This is a genomic window from Alcanivorax sp. IL3, assembly GCF_047495465.1.
Taxonomy (GTDB): Bacteria; Pseudomonadota; Gammaproteobacteria; order Pseudomonadales; family Alcanivoracaceae; genus Alcanivorax; species Alcanivorax jadensis.
Window position 1 is genome coordinate 3,085,613 of sequence record NZ_CP179931.1, and the last position, 15,640, is coordinate 3,101,252.

The 15,640-nt window shown below is 57.7% G+C and carries 12 protein-coding genes; 5 read left to right on the top strand and 7 right to left on the bottom strand.

The genetic code is table 11. From position 1 onward, the window contains the following. The first annotated feature begins 182 nt into the window (after positions 1 to 182). Entirely contained in the window at positions 183 to 701 is a 519-nt protein-coding gene (locus tag ACMG4M_RS14380; RefSeq protein WP_035244949.1) for an outer membrane beta-barrel protein, read from the top strand. Between the two features lie 151 nt (positions 702 to 852). Here ACMG4M_RS14380 and ACMG4M_RS14385 read toward each other — a convergent pair whose 3' ends face one another. From ACMG4M_RS14385 to ACMG4M_RS14410, 6 genes are all read right to left on the bottom strand, one after another. After that, positions 853 to 1,182 (bottom strand): Fis family transcriptional regulator, encoded by a 330-nt coding sequence (locus ACMG4M_RS14385; protein ID WP_414430274.1) that lies wholly within the window; start codon positions 1,180 to 1,182, stop codon positions 853 to 855. A 58-nt stretch (positions 1,183 to 1,240) separates the two neighbouring features. Then, positions 1,241 to 1,756 carry a hypothetical protein gene (locus tag ACMG4M_RS14390; protein WP_414430275.1) on the bottom strand — a complete coding sequence of 172 codons (516 nt, stop codon included), beginning with the start codon at positions 1,754 to 1,756 and terminating at the stop codon, positions 1,241 to 1,243. An 860-nt stretch (positions 1,757 to 2,616) separates the two neighbouring features. Then, entirely contained in the window at positions 2,617 to 5,364 is a 2,748-nt protein-coding gene (locus ACMG4M_RS14395) for a peroxidase family protein (protein ID WP_414430276.1), read from the bottom strand. A gap of 255 nt (positions 5,365 to 5,619) precedes the next feature. Further along, the gene (locus tag ACMG4M_RS14400) at positions 5,620 to 8,250 is read right to left on the bottom strand and encodes a LuxR C-terminal-related transcriptional regulator (RefSeq protein ID WP_414430277.1); all 2,631 of its coding nucleotides are present in this window, start codon (positions 8,248 to 8,250) and stop codon (positions 5,620 to 5,622) included. Positions 8,251 to 8,574: 324 nt separating this feature from the next. Next, complete coding sequence (gene folE2, locus ACMG4M_RS14405) at positions 8,575 to 9,534, bottom strand: GTP cyclohydrolase FolE2 (protein WP_232221982.1); 960 nt, start codon at positions 9,532 to 9,534, stop codon at positions 8,575 to 8,577. A gap of 174 nt (positions 9,535 to 9,708) precedes the next feature. Further along, a complete protein-coding gene (locus ACMG4M_RS14410; protein ID WP_414431141.1) occupies positions 9,709 to 10,602 on the bottom strand; it encodes a tetratricopeptide repeat protein in 894 nt (297 codons plus the stop codon). A 718-nt stretch (positions 10,603 to 11,320) separates the two neighbouring features. Here ACMG4M_RS14410 and ACMG4M_RS14415 point away from each other — a divergent pair. The 4 genes from ACMG4M_RS14415 (at position 11,321) to ACMG4M_RS14430 (ending at position 14,228) form a co-directional block, all read left to right on the top strand. After that, the gene (locus ACMG4M_RS14415) at positions 11,321 to 11,863 is read left to right on the top strand and encodes a MarR family winged helix-turn-helix transcriptional regulator (RefSeq protein ID WP_273009810.1); all 543 of its coding nucleotides are present in this window, start codon (positions 11,321 to 11,323) and stop codon (positions 11,861 to 11,863) included. 4 nt (positions 11,864 to 11,867) lie between these two features. Continuing rightward, positions 11,868 to 12,410 (top strand): diaminobutyrate acetyltransferase, encoded by a 543-nt coding sequence (gene ectA / locus ACMG4M_RS14420; RefSeq protein ID WP_272961531.1) that lies wholly within the window; start codon positions 11,868 to 11,870, stop codon positions 12,408 to 12,410. A gap of 50 nt (positions 12,411 to 12,460) precedes the next feature. Beyond that, the gene (gene ectB, locus ACMG4M_RS14425) at positions 12,461 to 13,765 is read left to right on the top strand and encodes a diaminobutyrate--2-oxoglutarate transaminase (protein WP_272961532.1); all 1,305 of its coding nucleotides are present in this window, start codon (positions 12,461 to 12,463) and stop codon (positions 13,763 to 13,765) included. 67 nt (positions 13,766 to 13,832) lie between these two features. Then, a complete protein-coding gene (locus ACMG4M_RS14430) occupies positions 13,833 to 14,228 on the top strand; it encodes an ectoine synthase (RefSeq protein WP_035244958.1) in 396 nt (131 codons plus the stop codon). A 159-nt stretch (positions 14,229 to 14,387) separates the two neighbouring features. Here ACMG4M_RS14430 and ACMG4M_RS14435 read toward each other — a convergent pair whose 3' ends face one another. After that, positions 14,388 to 15,581, bottom strand: a complete 1,194-nt coding sequence (locus ACMG4M_RS14435; protein WP_035244959.1) for a DcaP family trimeric outer membrane transporter — start codon at positions 15,579 to 15,581, stop codon at positions 14,388 to 14,390. Positions 15,582 to 15,640 lie beyond the last annotated feature (59 nt).

A 15,640-nucleotide genomic window follows, 5' to 3' on the forward strand; every position in this document is an offset into this window, starting at 1 on the left:
CATACCGGCGAAGGGCCGGGGGCACGGAGTGCGGGACAGGGAGAGGGCATCACCCACCTCCCCACAACAGTCTCCCCCTCAGCATCTACAACTACCCCACTCCCCCGGTCGCCGTAGCACCCACTTTTCACTACAATCCGTTTCATTACTTCGTCATACACATGACTCAAGCGGGAGACACCATGAAAAAAGTACTGCTAGCTGCCACCCTGGCTCTGCCCATGTTCGCCCAGGCAAGTGGCTACGCCGGTCTGGAAATTGTCAGCAGCAAGATCGAGCCGGACAACACCAGCTCCTCCGCCAAGCCGAACGCCCTGCAATTCAAATTCGGCACCTGGATCAACAAGGATGAAACCCTCGGCGGTGAACTGCGCCTGGGCCTGGGCGTCGGCGATGACGAACTGAGCAACAACGTGGACCTGGAAATTGACCGCATGTACGGCGCCTACTTCCGCGGCCAGTTCCCCAACACCCTGCCGGTACGCCCCTACGGCCTGATCGGTGTGTCCTACATCGAAACCACCGCCAACTTCCCCGGTGGCGGTTCCGACGGTGAAAACTACAAGGATCTGTCCCTGGGCCTGGGCGCCGACATCACCATCACCAACCAGATCTTCCTCAGCGTGGAATACCTGCGTGCGGTGGATCGTAGTGGTGATGAAGTGTCGAACCTTGGATTCGGGATTAACGGGCGGTTCTGAGGTCTGTTGATGACTGAAGGCTGAACGAGAAACGCCCACCGGAAGGTGGGCGTTTTGGTTTGGGCCTGTACATCGCCCCGCGCTAGTGAACTAGCAATAAGTCAACAGGCTAAAACGAGGCAGGGCCCAGCTCTGACTTTTCAGGCTACGACTACCTGAAACGCTCATTCCATCTTCCATCATTGTCATTATCGCAGTCCTCTTCCGTATCGAAGCGCACCTGCTGGCGACAATCTTTCATCTTGATACCAATTGACGCCAGTTTTTCTTTGATAAGCACACGCATGCCTTCCTTATCCGTTTTGGCGAGATGGGCATTTGTGTCATACACACAGACAATCGACAGTGACGCGGGGAAATCACTATAGTTCACAAAGTGCGTCAGCCACTGGAACCCTTCGTATTTCTCCAATGCTGTCTCGCAAGCTTCGGTCAGCGCCTGCCTCAGAGCGTCTTCTCTTTTTTTGTCAGTCTTTCTCATTTTGAACGCCAGAGCGCACCGGCGCACTTTAGTGCGTCCGAGTGCCGCGAATTGTTAGCTATAACCAAGCTTCTGAACCAAACAGTAAGCCATCCAGCTTGTCTCTTTTCGGCATTTCTTCGTCCCTAATTGCCTTTATTAAGACTTTTCTCAGCAATTCAAAAGTCGCTAGCAAATCTTCTGGACCATGTTTGGGCTTTCCGTGCGCAGCCGCAGAACGTTTATCGTATAGCTTTGCTATCTCTTTTTGCTTGGATGCCCTATCTGTACCCGGAGGGTGAAGGTAAGAAGCTACTAACGATGAGACTCGAAATTTAAGCTCTGTGGTTGATGGCGAAAAGATAGCCTCGATCGCCCCCCACAAGGAAATCATTGTTAGCGCGTCATTAGGGACAAATTGCCCATTCGTGAGTGCATCTGCTGCTAACCTAAACTCTGTACTTGAGCAGTACAGCTTATATGCAGATTGCCAGTTATCGCGTACCCACTCCAAACTCTCGTGGACTTTAGTTCCGTCAATCAAACCCAAAGCGAAACTTCGAGGGTAGACTTCTGCGGGTATCAGGCTTGCCACTCCCTCTCCAGCCTCAGATATCTCTGAAAAAGGGTGGCTCGAAAAGACATGGAGCACAATTGAAGGGTTAGACCACAAACGCAGAACGAATAGAACAACTCTCGCGACTTCCATTCGAGATGGTAGGTCAGATCCCAACTCGGAAGAGATGGTGAGTTGCGTCGTAATATCGTAAGCGACTCCACTTGCAGCAGACATCCACGGCCCAGGGTGGTGTGCGCCAGGTCGCTCTGGCCTTTTGAAGGCCAAAGTGTAGGGAGCCATAAAATGCACATATGTTTTTTTCGAGAACGGCTCCACCACTCAGATCATATGTGCTTCCCTCAAAGTCCAGACCACTCAGTCCAGCGTAAAGGGCTTTATTCTCCAGTTTTGACATAGGCATCTTTTGCTAACAGCGTATTCAGTCGAACGATTCGACATAATTCTTAACTGGCTACGACATATAGTTCCAAAGAATCCACTATCTTCATTACCTTACGGAAAAAATGGCAACCATTCCCATTTGACAAAACTCGAACGAGCGGCCTATTTCCTGGATTTCCCCGATATGTCCCCTTTCTAAAAAGCACCTTATATCAAACGCTTAGTTTTTTCTGTAAGCCATATCCTACAAATTTATCGTTCGTTCTGTTGAGCACGGGCGATTTTGGAGGGTTGCTGTCTGTGGATAAGGGTTCGCCATGCGAGCATGGCTCCAACGGAGGGAGAGTGTTTACCTGGTGCTGGGGCGGCAGTGCCAACTAGGTTTCGCGGTCGAACGACCGCTCCCACAGAGTGGTGATGTGGCGGGCATAAAAAAAGCCCGGGCAGCTTGTGGCTGCCCGGGCTTGGTAGTGGCGGGTTAGCGCCGCTCTCCCTTAACGGTCTTCGTAACGCTGGTGCTTGAAGAAGATGCCGGTATCACCGAATTGAGACAGGGTGAACTCGGACTGGGTGACCAGTTCGCCGATTTTGACGGCGCTGTTGCGACGCTCGCGGGCGTAGCGTTCGGTGACCCAGGGCCAGATGGATTTTCGGATCTGCCTATCGGTGCCGTAGACGTCGTACACCTTGGTGCCCGCCGGGATGGCCGTGAGATCATCACGGAAATCGTGAGGGGCGGTGCTGATGGTGTTTCTCAGATCCGGGTTGGGCACGAAGTAGACCTGCGTCGGCGTTTTGACGCTGCCTGCGGCGCTGCCGTCCTGGTTCACTTTGGCCATGTCGCTCATCACCAACAGCGTTGGCTTGGTGGAGACCAGCGAGAATAGCGCGGTGGTGCCCAGGGTTTCATTCACTTCCGCCTGCACGTAGTTGGACAGTTCGTTGGCGAAGATGTTGTGGTTGTCGCCCTGCCCGCTGAGGGTATAAAGCGCCGACACGTTTTCGGAGCGTTTGCCATCCACCAACAGTTTCAGCGCCAGGCCGGGGGCGAAGCCTCGGTCGGACGGGTCGCCGGTGACGGACAGGCGCAGCAGGCCGTGGTCGGCGCCCTGGAACAGGCCGCTGTAATCATGGCCGGCGGCAGACTGGAACTGCACCTTGGCTAGGGCACCGCGCGGGTGAATCGGCTTGCTGTAGCCCGGGGGCGCCACGTCGGTGACATCCTGCACTTTTTTCCACAGTACCGAGTTGATCAGGCCGCCGATGTCGATGGGTTCGATGGCGGGCACGTCACTTTCTTCGTAGCTGGTGCGCAGGGCGCCGTTGACCCACAGGTGATCCTGCTTGGCTTGGGCGGACCAGTCCTGATAGTCGTCGGGCATGTTCAGACCCCAGGGTTTGAAGGCGTTGTTCATGCCCACCAGGCTGGTGGCCAGTGCCGGGAAGTGACGACGTATCACGTCTACCATGGTGTGGTCTTCCACCCAGTCGATACCGCCGGCGGTGTAGACCTCGTCGGTGTAGTCGGTGGTGAAGAAGCGGTCGGTCATCAGACGACGGGAGGCATTGAGGATGAAGATCTGGAATGAAGTCTCGCCGAAGCCGAAGCCTTCCGGACGGGTTTCTTCCGCCAGTTGCCCGACCAGGGTGTCGATCATTTCGATGTCGTTGTTGTAGAGCGACTTCAGATCCGCCAGCAGCTGGGGATCGCTGGTGAGATCCTCGAAACTGGTGATGGGCTTGAGGCCGATCTGGCGACGGAATTCGTTGTAGCGCGGCACACCGCGTTCGCGATCACGCAGTACGTCGATAGCAGCCATGTCGATGTCGCCGATCAGCGGCATGGACAGGTTACGCAGGAAGTCCGGGTAGTTGTTCAGGGTCAGCGAGCCCGGGTGGGTGATGCCGAAGGAATACCACAGGCGATCCTGGCCCACGTCGCCGAGCAGGTCTTCCGCGTCGCCGTTACGGGTGTCCTCAATAGGAATTTCCTGATCGACGATGTTGGAACCGATGTCGTACACCTTGATCTCGTCGCGCAGCAGCGGGTGCATGCGGTACACGGAGACAAATTCTTCGGTCAGGGTGTAAGGCACGCCGTAGTTGTTCGGGGTACGCGAGCCGACCAGGCCGGCCAGGGCGTGTTCGATGGAACTGGTGGGGCTGTCGCCCAGACCGGTGTCGATGCCGACCAGATCAAACAGGCTGCCCAGTTGACCCAGGTTGTTGTTGAGCACGTCCAGGTCTTCCTGGAATTTATCACGGGTGTCGCGATCGCCGCCCAGGCCCCACCAGTTGGCGTACATGGCCCGCTCCAATACCGGGTTGGCCAGAATCGCCGGGGTCCATTCCACGGTGTGGATCTTGGCCATCAGCGCGGAGTTGATCAGGCGCGCCTTGTCGAACAGCCACTGATCGGACTTGCCCGGGTTGTTGGCCTTGAGCATGTCGGCAATGGCGTTGTGCTCCAGGGTGAACAGGTGGTGCATCATGCTCAGCCCCACCCACCAGTTTTCATTGAACCCGGTGATGGGTTTGCCGCTGAGGAATTCCGTGGGCAGGCGGCCGTTGCCGTCCACTTTCAGCTTGCCGTCCACGAACGAGCGCACTTCGTCGTTGGTGTCCTTGTCGCTACCGTAGAGCTGGGAGCCATCCCACCAGTGGGTGTTGATGTTCTCGTAGGTAACGATGGATTCATCGCCGCTGACGTCCGGGTCCGGGCGGGTACGCTGCACGGACATGGTGCCATCGCCCAGCACATCGCCAGGCGGCAACGGGAATTCAATCGGGTTGGCCTCGGTGCGGGGACCGTGGTCGAACCAGTCGTGCACCATGAACTGAATCCAGGAGGTGGCGATAAAGTTCAGGGTGGTAGCAGGCTTGAAATCACCGCCACGGGACATGATCAGGTTACTGACTTCCCGGGGGTTGGGGGTCAGCAGGTTGCCACTGGCGTTTTCCGCATACACCGATGCCGGGTCTACGTTACGGCCGAAGTTGGCATGGGCGGAACCTTCCGCCGGATTGTCGAGAATATTACAGGTGCCGTCTTCGGTACGGGCGGTGAGACTGCGTTCGTCGCAGACAATGCTGGCGTTCTTTTCGTCCCAACTTTCCATGTCGAACATGTTGTTTTCGAGCAGGTCTTCCCGCTGCCCGGCCAGTACCAGCAACGCACCCATAACGCCCAGGGTGCCGAATTTGGTGAGGGCCGGCCAGGTAACCCAGGGGGTCATAGCCATGATAAGCCTCCGTCTTTTGTTCTCGGGTATGTCGGATGACAACGCCCGGACTCTAGCAACGGGGTCGACCCCTCCACCCCCTCCTGCGGGAGGGGGTGAGCGGAAATCGCGAACCGGGTCATGGTTTGCAACGATAGGATTAAGGAGCCTCTGTAGGAGCGGCGCTTGAGCCGCGAACCGAGCGTAGCGAGGAAATGTTTTCCCGAGTACGGTTCGCGGCTCAAACGCCGCTCCTACAGGTGGGGTTTAGAAAGGCTATCGTGGTGCGGCGCGCAGGACGGCTTCGGTGCGGCTGGAGACGCCGAGTTTGCTGTAGATGTTTTTCAGGTGCCACTTGGTGGTGGTGACGGAGGTGCCGGTCTTTTCGCTGATATGGGCATTGCTCAGGCCGCTCTGCAGCAGCTCGAAGATCTCCAGCTCTTTCGGCGTCAGTACCGAGTCCGGATCTACCGCCAGGGGATCGTTGGCGGGCGCCGCATCGAAGACAGAAGGGAACAGCTCGGTATAGAAATCCGGCAGCATCAGGGCTCCACTGCCCCATAGCCGCTGCATCAGGCTGGCCAGCCCCGGCGCTTCGTCAAACACGGAGCGGTTGATGTTGAGCAAGCCGTAACGGGTAATCAGTTCATCCACCCGCTTGGCTTGCTCGCTGGCAGAAAGCCCCTTGCCGGTGATCACCAGCAGGTTGGCCTCGATGATGGAGGCCCGGGTCATGATGCCCGCCGCCTTCACCACCGCCAGCAACCGCTGCAACACGGCTTCCGCTTCGGCAAGACGGCCATTGGCGATCAGCCAGTAGGCCGCGGCCAGCCCTTTGCGCTCCCAACTCTGGCTGTAGGTGGGCGGGGTGCGCGCGGCGTTTTCAGCGACCCAGCCGGCCAGATCAAACCGTTCCGCCACCGCATCCAGTCGGGCCCAGTGGCCGGTCGTAAACGCCTGGCGCATCATTTCCAGCACCGCCATATTGACGAAGCGTTGGTAATTTCCCAGCTGCAGGATGCCGAGCAGTTTTTCCAGCATGCGCTCGGAGGGTTTCTGCTTGCCCTGCAAGTGTTGCAACCGCGACAGCGTCAGGTAGACAGTGGAAATCACTTCCGTGGCCGAGGCGGATGACACCATGGGCAACAGGTCTTCGCACAGTTGCTGGGCTTCTTCCAGCCGGTTCTGGTCGTACAGCACTACCACCATGCCCGTCGCCCACAGGGACCAAGTGGGGCAATCCCGCGAGGTGCCGTGAAAGTGTTCATTGATAAAGGCCACCGCTTCACCGATATGGCCAAGCTGGTGATTGGCCAGGGCGGTAATCAACCCGGCGTAACCGGCGGTGAAATGATGCCCCAGCCGCAGCAGCACGTCCCGGGCCTGACAGGAAAACGCCAGTGCGGATTCCAGACGGCCATGCTGCAAATGGTAATAAGCCACCATGGCCAGGGAGAAGGCGCGGATATCCCGGTGCCCGCTACTTTCCATCAGCAGCGACAGATTGGCGCCTTCCATGAAGTCGGTGTCGTGTTGAAACAGTTGCAGGTGCATTTCCAGAAAATCGATCACCCGGGCATGGTTTCCCCAGGCAGCTTCGCCAGTGCGTGTCGCCTCCTTCAAGGCATCCAGGTAATAGCGGGCGCGAAAGAAACGGCGTGACAGGGTCAGGGTGCTGATCAGGGGCGCGGACAGCTCGTCGCGACTGAGAATCACGCTATCGGGCAGAGTTTCCGCCCAGTCGAGAATATGGGCGGTGTAGCCTTCGCGCAGCCAGTAATCGAACGCCTGCTCCAGGCAGTGAATGAACAGGCTGTCGTCCCCGGCCCGCTTGGCATGCCACACCGCCTGACGAAAATTCTGCTGACGCACGAAATAGCGGGTGGCCCGGCGATGAATCGGCGCGATGCAGTCGGGCATGTCGATGGCCACCCGGGCACGCAGGAAATCCTTGAGCAATGCATGGTAACGATACCAGCCGGGCTTGCCGGGTACCGGGATCAGAAACAGCTCCCGGGAGGTGAGCTCTTCGATCAGGCGGGCGGCGCGATCGCTTTGCAGCACCTGGTCACACAGCTCGGCATTGAAACTGTCCAGTAGCGAGCTCTGCATGAACAGGGTGCGGGCGGTATCGGGCAGGCCCTTCAAGACCGCATGGCCGAAGTACTCCATCAACTCCGGCTGGCTGGCATCAAAGTCCTGAAGGGTCTGCATCCCTGAGCGCATGGCCGCCAGCAGGGCAATCTTGACCCCAGCCATCCAGCCTTCGGTGATGGTGAGCAGGTGGGCCAGCTCGTCCTCGTCCAGGGCCTTGCCACCCAGGCCTTCATTGAGCGCGGTAACTTCCTCGCGACGGATCTTCAGGTCGACGGCGCCGATCTCCACCACCGCGTCATCCAGTCGCAGGCGACTGACATCGAAGGCCGGCTGGGTGCGACTGGCAATAATCAGGTGTACGTCTGCCGGTGGCTGGTCCAGCAGGGTGCTGATGACGCTGAGGGTTTCCGGGCTGCGGATATGCTGAAAGTCATCAAAGACAATGAACAGGGGCTCACGGACCTGCTCCAGCGCATCAAACAGGGCATCGGCAATGGAAGATGGTGGCAACTCAGCCACGTCAAAAGGCATGAACCAGGAGGTATCAAAGGCCGGCACCACTGCCCGGGTGCGTTCGGCAAAACGGCGCAGGAAGCGCACCGGATCATCATCCGCCGGGCGCAGGTTCAGGGACACAACCGCACGGGACTCGCCCCCGCTCTGCCACTGGCTGAGCAGCGTGGATTTGCCCGCCCCGGCCGGGGCCAGCAACAGGGTCAGCGGAACCCGGACACAATGATCCAGCAATGCCACCAGTTCCTTCCGGTAGAACCGACCCGCAGCGGGCCGGGACGCATCAGTCGTACTCATTTCTGGTCTGCCTAGCGTGTTTTTATTGTTGTCGGCCTGGATGGGACGTCAGTACCGATATGCAAACTAGCGGATATCGATACGACCGGCCCGGCATTTGATCACAACTTGAGCAACCGGGTAGCACCGTGGCCGCAAATCACAAAAGGGGGTCGCAACGAAGGGGACGGGGAAAAATCGAAATGGTGGAGCCATCAATACGCTAACGGTGCCAGCCCTTCGCGATGCAAGCATCGCTTCCCACAAGGACCTGAAGGCCCCGGCAGCCACAAAAAAGCCCCCTTCCCGTTAAGGAAGGAGGCTTTAAAGAACTCCCTGAGAGGATCAGGGAATCGGCAGGTAGCCACCGTCCACTTCTTTGGTGACGATCGCCACCGCGTTGTGGGCATGCAGGCTTTCCAGGTGGTTCACACGCAGCCAGAAGTCCTTGTAGCACCCCTGCGGGTTCAAGGCCTGCTTGAGACGGCGCGCCGCATCCTCGCAGAACATCAGGTTCTGACCGTTAAGCAGGGCAAATTCCTGCTCGTCCACCCGTTTCACGGCGGTCTGCACCGGCGTTTTCAGGGAACCCTCGATGGAATCGATCAAGGCGGTGATCGGGAAGGCATCCCCTTCGGTGTGGTCCAGCAACACCCGCACCTGGGCCACGGAGCGCTGGCTGTGTGGGGTCGCCAGGATGCCCTCTTCGGTACCAAGCCATTCGAACACCGCATCCGCATCCACTTTGCCTTCGGCAAAATCGCGGCGGAACTGTTCCTGAATCAGCTGGCGGGACAGCGCTGCAGAACAGGGGCAGGTAGAGGAATATGGCACTTCCACGTACATCTCGATACGCATGCCTTCTTCACACAGGGTGCCCTTGATGCTCACCGGATAGCTCTTCCAGCCGGAGTAGCTGCTTTTCAGGGCCGGGCGACGCATGGAGTATTCAAAGTCCAGCTGCACAAAGCCACGCGTACTGAGGCCTTCATGGGTCTGCAGGAAATTACGCAGCAGCTGCTCGATGGACGCGGCACTGACCGAATGGTCGCCGAAGGTCTCTTCCAGCATCAGGAACAGCCGGGACATATGAATGCCCTTGGCGTCCGGATTGGCCAGGTTCACATAGGCCTGAATGGACGTGCTCACCGGGCGCTCGCCGGCCAGGGTGTCACTGACCCGGGCTGGCAGATGAATTTCGCTCATGCCGACCCAATCCAGGGTGCTATGGATGTGATCCACCATGGAATTGGACGCAACGTCCGGCATCTGTTTGGTGCCACCGGCACCCGTTTCACGTGTCATGGGATTCTCCATAGGGGCGTGCAAGGGGCCATGATAGGACCCTCCGGGTGAACAAAACGGTAACCCGGCCGTCATCGCCCTGACTGACAAGGGGGGCAAGTCTAGCAGAAAGTATCCCGCAAATTGACCATTTGCGGGCGCGGCTTTGTCTATGGGATTGACAGAAGCGGGCTATCAGTCAGCCAGGCCGCTATCGTCAGTAACTCCAACCAGTTCCTGAAAGCGGGCCAACTCGTGCAGCGGCCGGAACATTTCTTCGCTACGGGCGTGGCGACGCAGGGTTTCCGAGGTCTGGATGGCAGCCTCCAGATCGGTAAAGGCATTATCGATTTCGCCCAGCCCGGCCCAGGCGCAGGCGCGCTGGTATAGGGCATGGGAGTTCTCTTCATCCACTTCCAGTACCCGGTCGCACAGGCTCAGGGCCCAGCGCTGCTCCCCCAGCTCCAGGGCCGCATCCGCCTTCCAGGCCAAGGCTTCCGGATCGTCCGGGCGCAGTTCCAGAATCCGGTCGTAGAGCTCGATCTTGGCCTGGGCACTGGGCTCTTTGGTGGCCTTCAGCCAGAGGCTGTGGATCTCGTTGGTACGCTCGATCTCTTCCTGGTTTTCGGCGATGGTCAGGGACTTCTTGCGCAGCTCCCGTTCCAGGTCCGCCAGGCGAGCCTCGTACTCACTGGTGAGGCGGGCCATTTCCTTTTCCGCGTAGACCCGCACGTTGTCCTTCAGGTCACGGATGGTGGACCAGCCCACCAGGGCCAGAATGGAGGCGGCGCCAGCAATCAGGTAGAAGAAATAGGTCACCGTATTGGTGGCGTAGCCCATGGCCTTGTCGGCCACTTCCAGCTCCCGGTCGGTGACCAGCAGGTTCATCTGGTTACGGTACTCCATCATGTCCTGACGGAGGTTACGCAGCTCGCCAAGGATCCAGTTTTCCCGAAACTGGGAAATCACCGGCCCCTTCTCGATTTCGCTTTCAGCTTCCTGGCGGGGAGCCTCGTCGGTTTCCGCCAATACCGTGGGCACCAGGCCCATAAACAACACCCCCAGCAAAGCCAGGCGCGCAAGTCGCATTGTCTGCAAGACTCTATCCTCAATCTGTCGACTTACGTTCAAAAAACGGCCCCGAAGCGGTCACTTCAGGCCCAGGGTATGGTCGCATTAAGCCCTGCCATGCGCCACCACTGTGGCCACATTGGCCAGGACAGCTCAACCCCGGGAACGGTTTTGCCCAGCGCGCAATATTGATTCAACAAGGGAGGGGTTTCGGCCCATGACAGGGCTTGAGGCAAACCCCGCGCAGGCCAGAGAAGACGTAGAGTGGCGCGGTTTTGGCGGGTTCCCGCCGGCAGTTACTTTGACTTCTAAATGTTTTATCTCTAAAATAGCTTATCACTTTTAGCAAGGAATTACTTGGCGTTGCCCTGAACGGTGCGAGGTCAAGGAGCCTCTGAATAACTCCTTGCATGCTCAGTCTTTCAGGCTGGTTCGTAATCTAGGCGCAATTTCGAAGGTGTGTGTCCACCCATCGAGACATTGCAACAACGAGTGCGGGCCAGCATGGAAGACCCGGAGGGCGCGGCCTGAAGGGCACATCTGCTGCGCTTTGTCGCTAGGAAAGGGAACCACCCTGACCGTCGCAACAAAACGCAACAGCTGCACCCTTCAGGCCACGCTGAGTACGCAAGGAGTTACTCAGAGGCTCCTTAAATCCTTACATCTCAAAGGTGATTGCAGACATCCTATGTCTAATAACGGTCACATTACTTTGTTATCAAGAGAACTCACGGCAATGGCCAGACACGAAGACGTGCTGATCGCTTTACGACAGATTATTCGCGCCACCGACCTCTACTCACGGAAATTGAGCAAGGTCTCCGGCCTGACATCGCCGCAACTGCTTATCATGCAGGCGATCTCTGCCCACGGTGAAATCACCATGGGCGACTTGGCTAATGAGGTTTCCCTCAGCCAGGCCACCATTACCACGATTCTGGATCGCCTGGAAAAGCGGGCCCTGGTGGAACGAAAGCGCGGCGAGCAGGACAAACGCCGGGTGTATGCCCACCTTACCCGGGCCGGCGACGAAATTATCGACAAGGCCCCTACCCCGCTTCAGGACGAATTCATCGAGCGTTTTGACCGCCTGGAAGACTGGGAGCAATCTTTAATACTGAGCTCCTTGCAACGGGTGGCCGCCATGATGAATGCCGGAGACATCGATGCGTCTCCGGTACTGGACCTGGGCGCTATTGACCGCGCCCAACCAGCGGTGGACTTAAGCAGCCGCCGCGAACGCGAAGCCAACTCTTTCTCTAAAACGGACCAAAAGTGAAACCATGGTTGCAGACAGTGCAAAGAAAACGGGCTCATCCACCGACAATCAGGATGACATTACTTTCCGCAAACCGGAAAGCCAGGACGGCAGCCGAGTGCACAAGCTGATCAGCGAGTGCAAGCCGCTGGACGAGAACTCCGTCTACTGTAATTTGCTGCAATGCACGCACTTTGCAGACACCTCTGTCGCCGCAGAAATGGATGGCGACCTGGTGGGCTTCATCTCCGGCTACATTCCACCCAAGCAGCAAAACGCGCTGTTTGTCTGGCAGGTGGCCGTGCATGAGAAAGCCCGCGGCAAGGGTCTGGCCAAGCGCATGCTGGCCGAGCTGATAGAGCGCGAAGAAAGCGCCGACGTTCAGTTTATCGAGACCACCATTACCCCGGACAATGAAGCGTCCTGGGGAATGTTCCGCAGCTTCGCCTACCAGCGCAGCATACCCACGGAAGAATTTATTCTGTTCGATTCGCGCATTCATTTTGCCGGCGAACACAATGACGAATACCTGCTGCGTATCGGGCCGTTCAATAGAGACGAAGCCTGAAACCCAGACCAGAACGAACAAGCACCGAATTCACGCGAGGAACAGGAATCATGGATACCGACATTTTTGACAGTCACGAATCGGAAGTAATGAGCTATGCGCGCAGCTTCCCGGTGGTCTTCAACCAGGCCAAGGGCAGCTACCTGTATGACGAGAACGGCAAGGAATACATCGACTTCCTGGCCGGCGCGGGCACCCTCAACTATGGCCACAACAACCCGATTCTGAAAGAGAAGCTGCTCGAGTACATTCAGCGTGACGGCATTGTTCATGGCTTGGACATGCACACCACCGCCAAGCGGGAATTCATGGACGCTTTCTATGAAGTGATCCTGAAGCCCCGCGACATGGACTATGTCATGCAGTTCACCGGCCCCACCGGTACCAATGCGGTAGAAGCGGCACTGAAGGTTGCCCGTAACATCAAGGGTCGCGAGAACATCATCAGCTTTACCAACGGCTTCCATGGCGTGAGCCTGGGCGCCCTGGCCACTACTGGTAACAGCCACCACCGTGGTGTTGCAGGTGTCACCATGGGTGGTGTCACACCGATGCCGTACGACGGCTATCTGGGCGATGCCTTCGACACTACCGAGTACCTGGACAAGGTACTGGGCGATTCTTCCAGCGGCGTGGACCACCCGGCTGCTGTGATTGTAGAAACCGTGCAGGGCGAAGGCGGCATCAACGCAGCCAGCTTTGACTGGTTGCGCAATCTGGAAAAAGTGTGCCGCAAACACGACATGCTGCTGATTCTGGATGACATCCAGGCTGGCTGTGGCCGTACCGGCACCTTCTTCAGCTTCGATGATATCGGCATCACCCCGGACATTATCACTCTGTCCAAGTCCCTGAGTGGCTACGGTCTGCCGTTTGCCATGGTGCTGCTGAAGCCGGAACTGGACATGTGGAAACCCGGCGAGCATAACGGTACTTTCCGTGGCCACAACCTGGCGTTCGTGACTGCTGCCGCTGCGCTGAACCACTACTGGCGCGACGACAAGTTCGCCAAGGAAGTACAGCGCAAGGCGGACATCATCACCGACCGTTTCCGCGAGATCGCCAACACCTATGACGACCACTGGTTCTACCTGAACGGTCGCGGCATGATGCAGGGCCTGGTAGCTCGCGATGGCGAAGTGGCCGGCGAAATCACCAAGGCCTGCTTCAAGCGCCAGCTGGTGATCGAGACCTCCGGTGCCGATGATCAGGTGATCAAGACCCTGTGCCCGCTGACCATTGATGAAGAAGACCTGACCCGGGCTCTGGATATCGTCAAGGAAAGCGTTGCCGAAGTGATGACTGACCGCATCAAGCGCGGTGAAGCGCACTCTGTTGCCAGCATCTCTGCCTAACAGGCTGCCCGCTCCCCCTCCCCGGGGGAGCCTTTCCTCTCTCCCTTTTTGCTCAGGAGTCATATTCATGATCGTTCGTACTCTGGCTGAAGCCGAAAAATCAGAGCGTTGTGTCAAAGCCGAAAACGGCAACTGGCAGTCTGTGCGCCTGTCTCTGAAAGATGACAAGATGGGTCACTCCTTCAACATCACCACCATCTTCAAGGGCACCAAGACCCACATCCATTACAAGAACCACTGGGAATCCGTGTACGTGATTTCCGGCAACGGCAAGATCGAAACCATCGCCGACGGCAAGGTCTATGATCTCACCCCCGGCACTATCTACCTGCTCGACGAACACGACGAGCACTGGCTCTACGGTGGCGACGAAGACATGGTGGTGGCCTGCGCTTTCACCCCGCCCCTGAGCGGCAAGGAAGTGCACGACGAGCACGGCGTGTACCCGGCGGATCTTGATTAAGAGACGCAGCTACACGAATGCACGTAAAAAAACGGGGCGCTTTTCAGCGCCCCGTTTTTTATGTGAAATAAACATCTTTTCACCACAGAGAGCATAGAGGGCCCAGAGTGCAACCCTTTTCTCTATGCGCTCCGCGACCTCTGAGGTGAAATGTTTTCTTTAGAATGCGTACTTGGCCGTAAGCTGTACGCGCTTCAGGTTACCGTCATCACCGGCCTCGGTTTCCCGCTCGGCATAGATCAACTCGCCCCCCAGAGACAGCGGCTTGGCCACCTGCCAGATCAGGTTGGCATGGGCGCTCTGCACGCTTTCATTACTGGTGCCCGCCACAGTGTCCGGGTTGTCCGCTTCGCTCATGGATACCGCAAAATTGGACCGCCAGGTATCATTCCAGTGGTGACGCAGGGCCAGAACCGCACTCCACTGATCAATCAGATCGATATCACCGTCCGCTTCAATCTGCCCGGAGCGGAACGCATTCAGCGTGTGGTAACGGCCAATGGCGTTGCCGTAATTGAGCTGGAAGCGCACGTCGTCCATCTCGCCCAACATCATCTTGCCCGCCAGAGCCAGACCATAACCGTATTCGCTTTCGTCACGGTCCTGCCCACCAATATTGTCCTGATAGGCCAGCTCACGCCCCATGCCGGAAAGGCTCACATTGCCCCAGTCGCCGGTCAGGTTGTAGCGCAACACCACATCAGGCACACCGTTATCGTCGTAGGGATTTTCCGCACCGCCGTAGAGGGTGGTGGACGGGTTTTCCAGGGCCAGCATGATTGGGCCAGTGGTGTAGCGAATCTGCGCTTGCCGCTGGAACACGGTGCCGGCAGCCCCGACAAAGTCCAGGGTTTCCGGTAGCGCGCTCACATTGAAGAAGGTGGACCAGGTTTGCCCGAACAACCATTTGTCCCAGCTCAGATAGGCATGGCGAATCCGCGGCGCATAGCTGTTGGTAATACGCTCATTACCCAGGCCGTTGGTCTGAAAATCGATCTCGATGTGGCCTTTCACATCCCCCACCGGGGTATGCGTCACGCTCTTTAGCCAGAAACGGCTTTGTTTGGCGATCATGTGCAGCTTGCCGGAACCCTCTTCACCGGCGACGGGAATGGTAGAGGGCACCATAAAGTCTTCCCCGATTGCCGACGATGCTTCTTCCCCATCACTGTATTTGCTGAAAATGGTATCGGCTTTGATAAAACCGCCGAAGGTGATCTGACTATTGCCACCGCTGTGCTGCAGCTTGTTCTCCAGATCGGCAACGCGCTCCTCCAGCGTTGCGGCACCTGCGATACCCGCGTGGGCAAACAAAACGGCGGCACACAGGTACGTGGGTTTTATTGCTGTCATGGCCCTGTCCTCTTGTTTTCATCAACACGTAAGTCACTCCACGAACAGCTTGCTCGGAC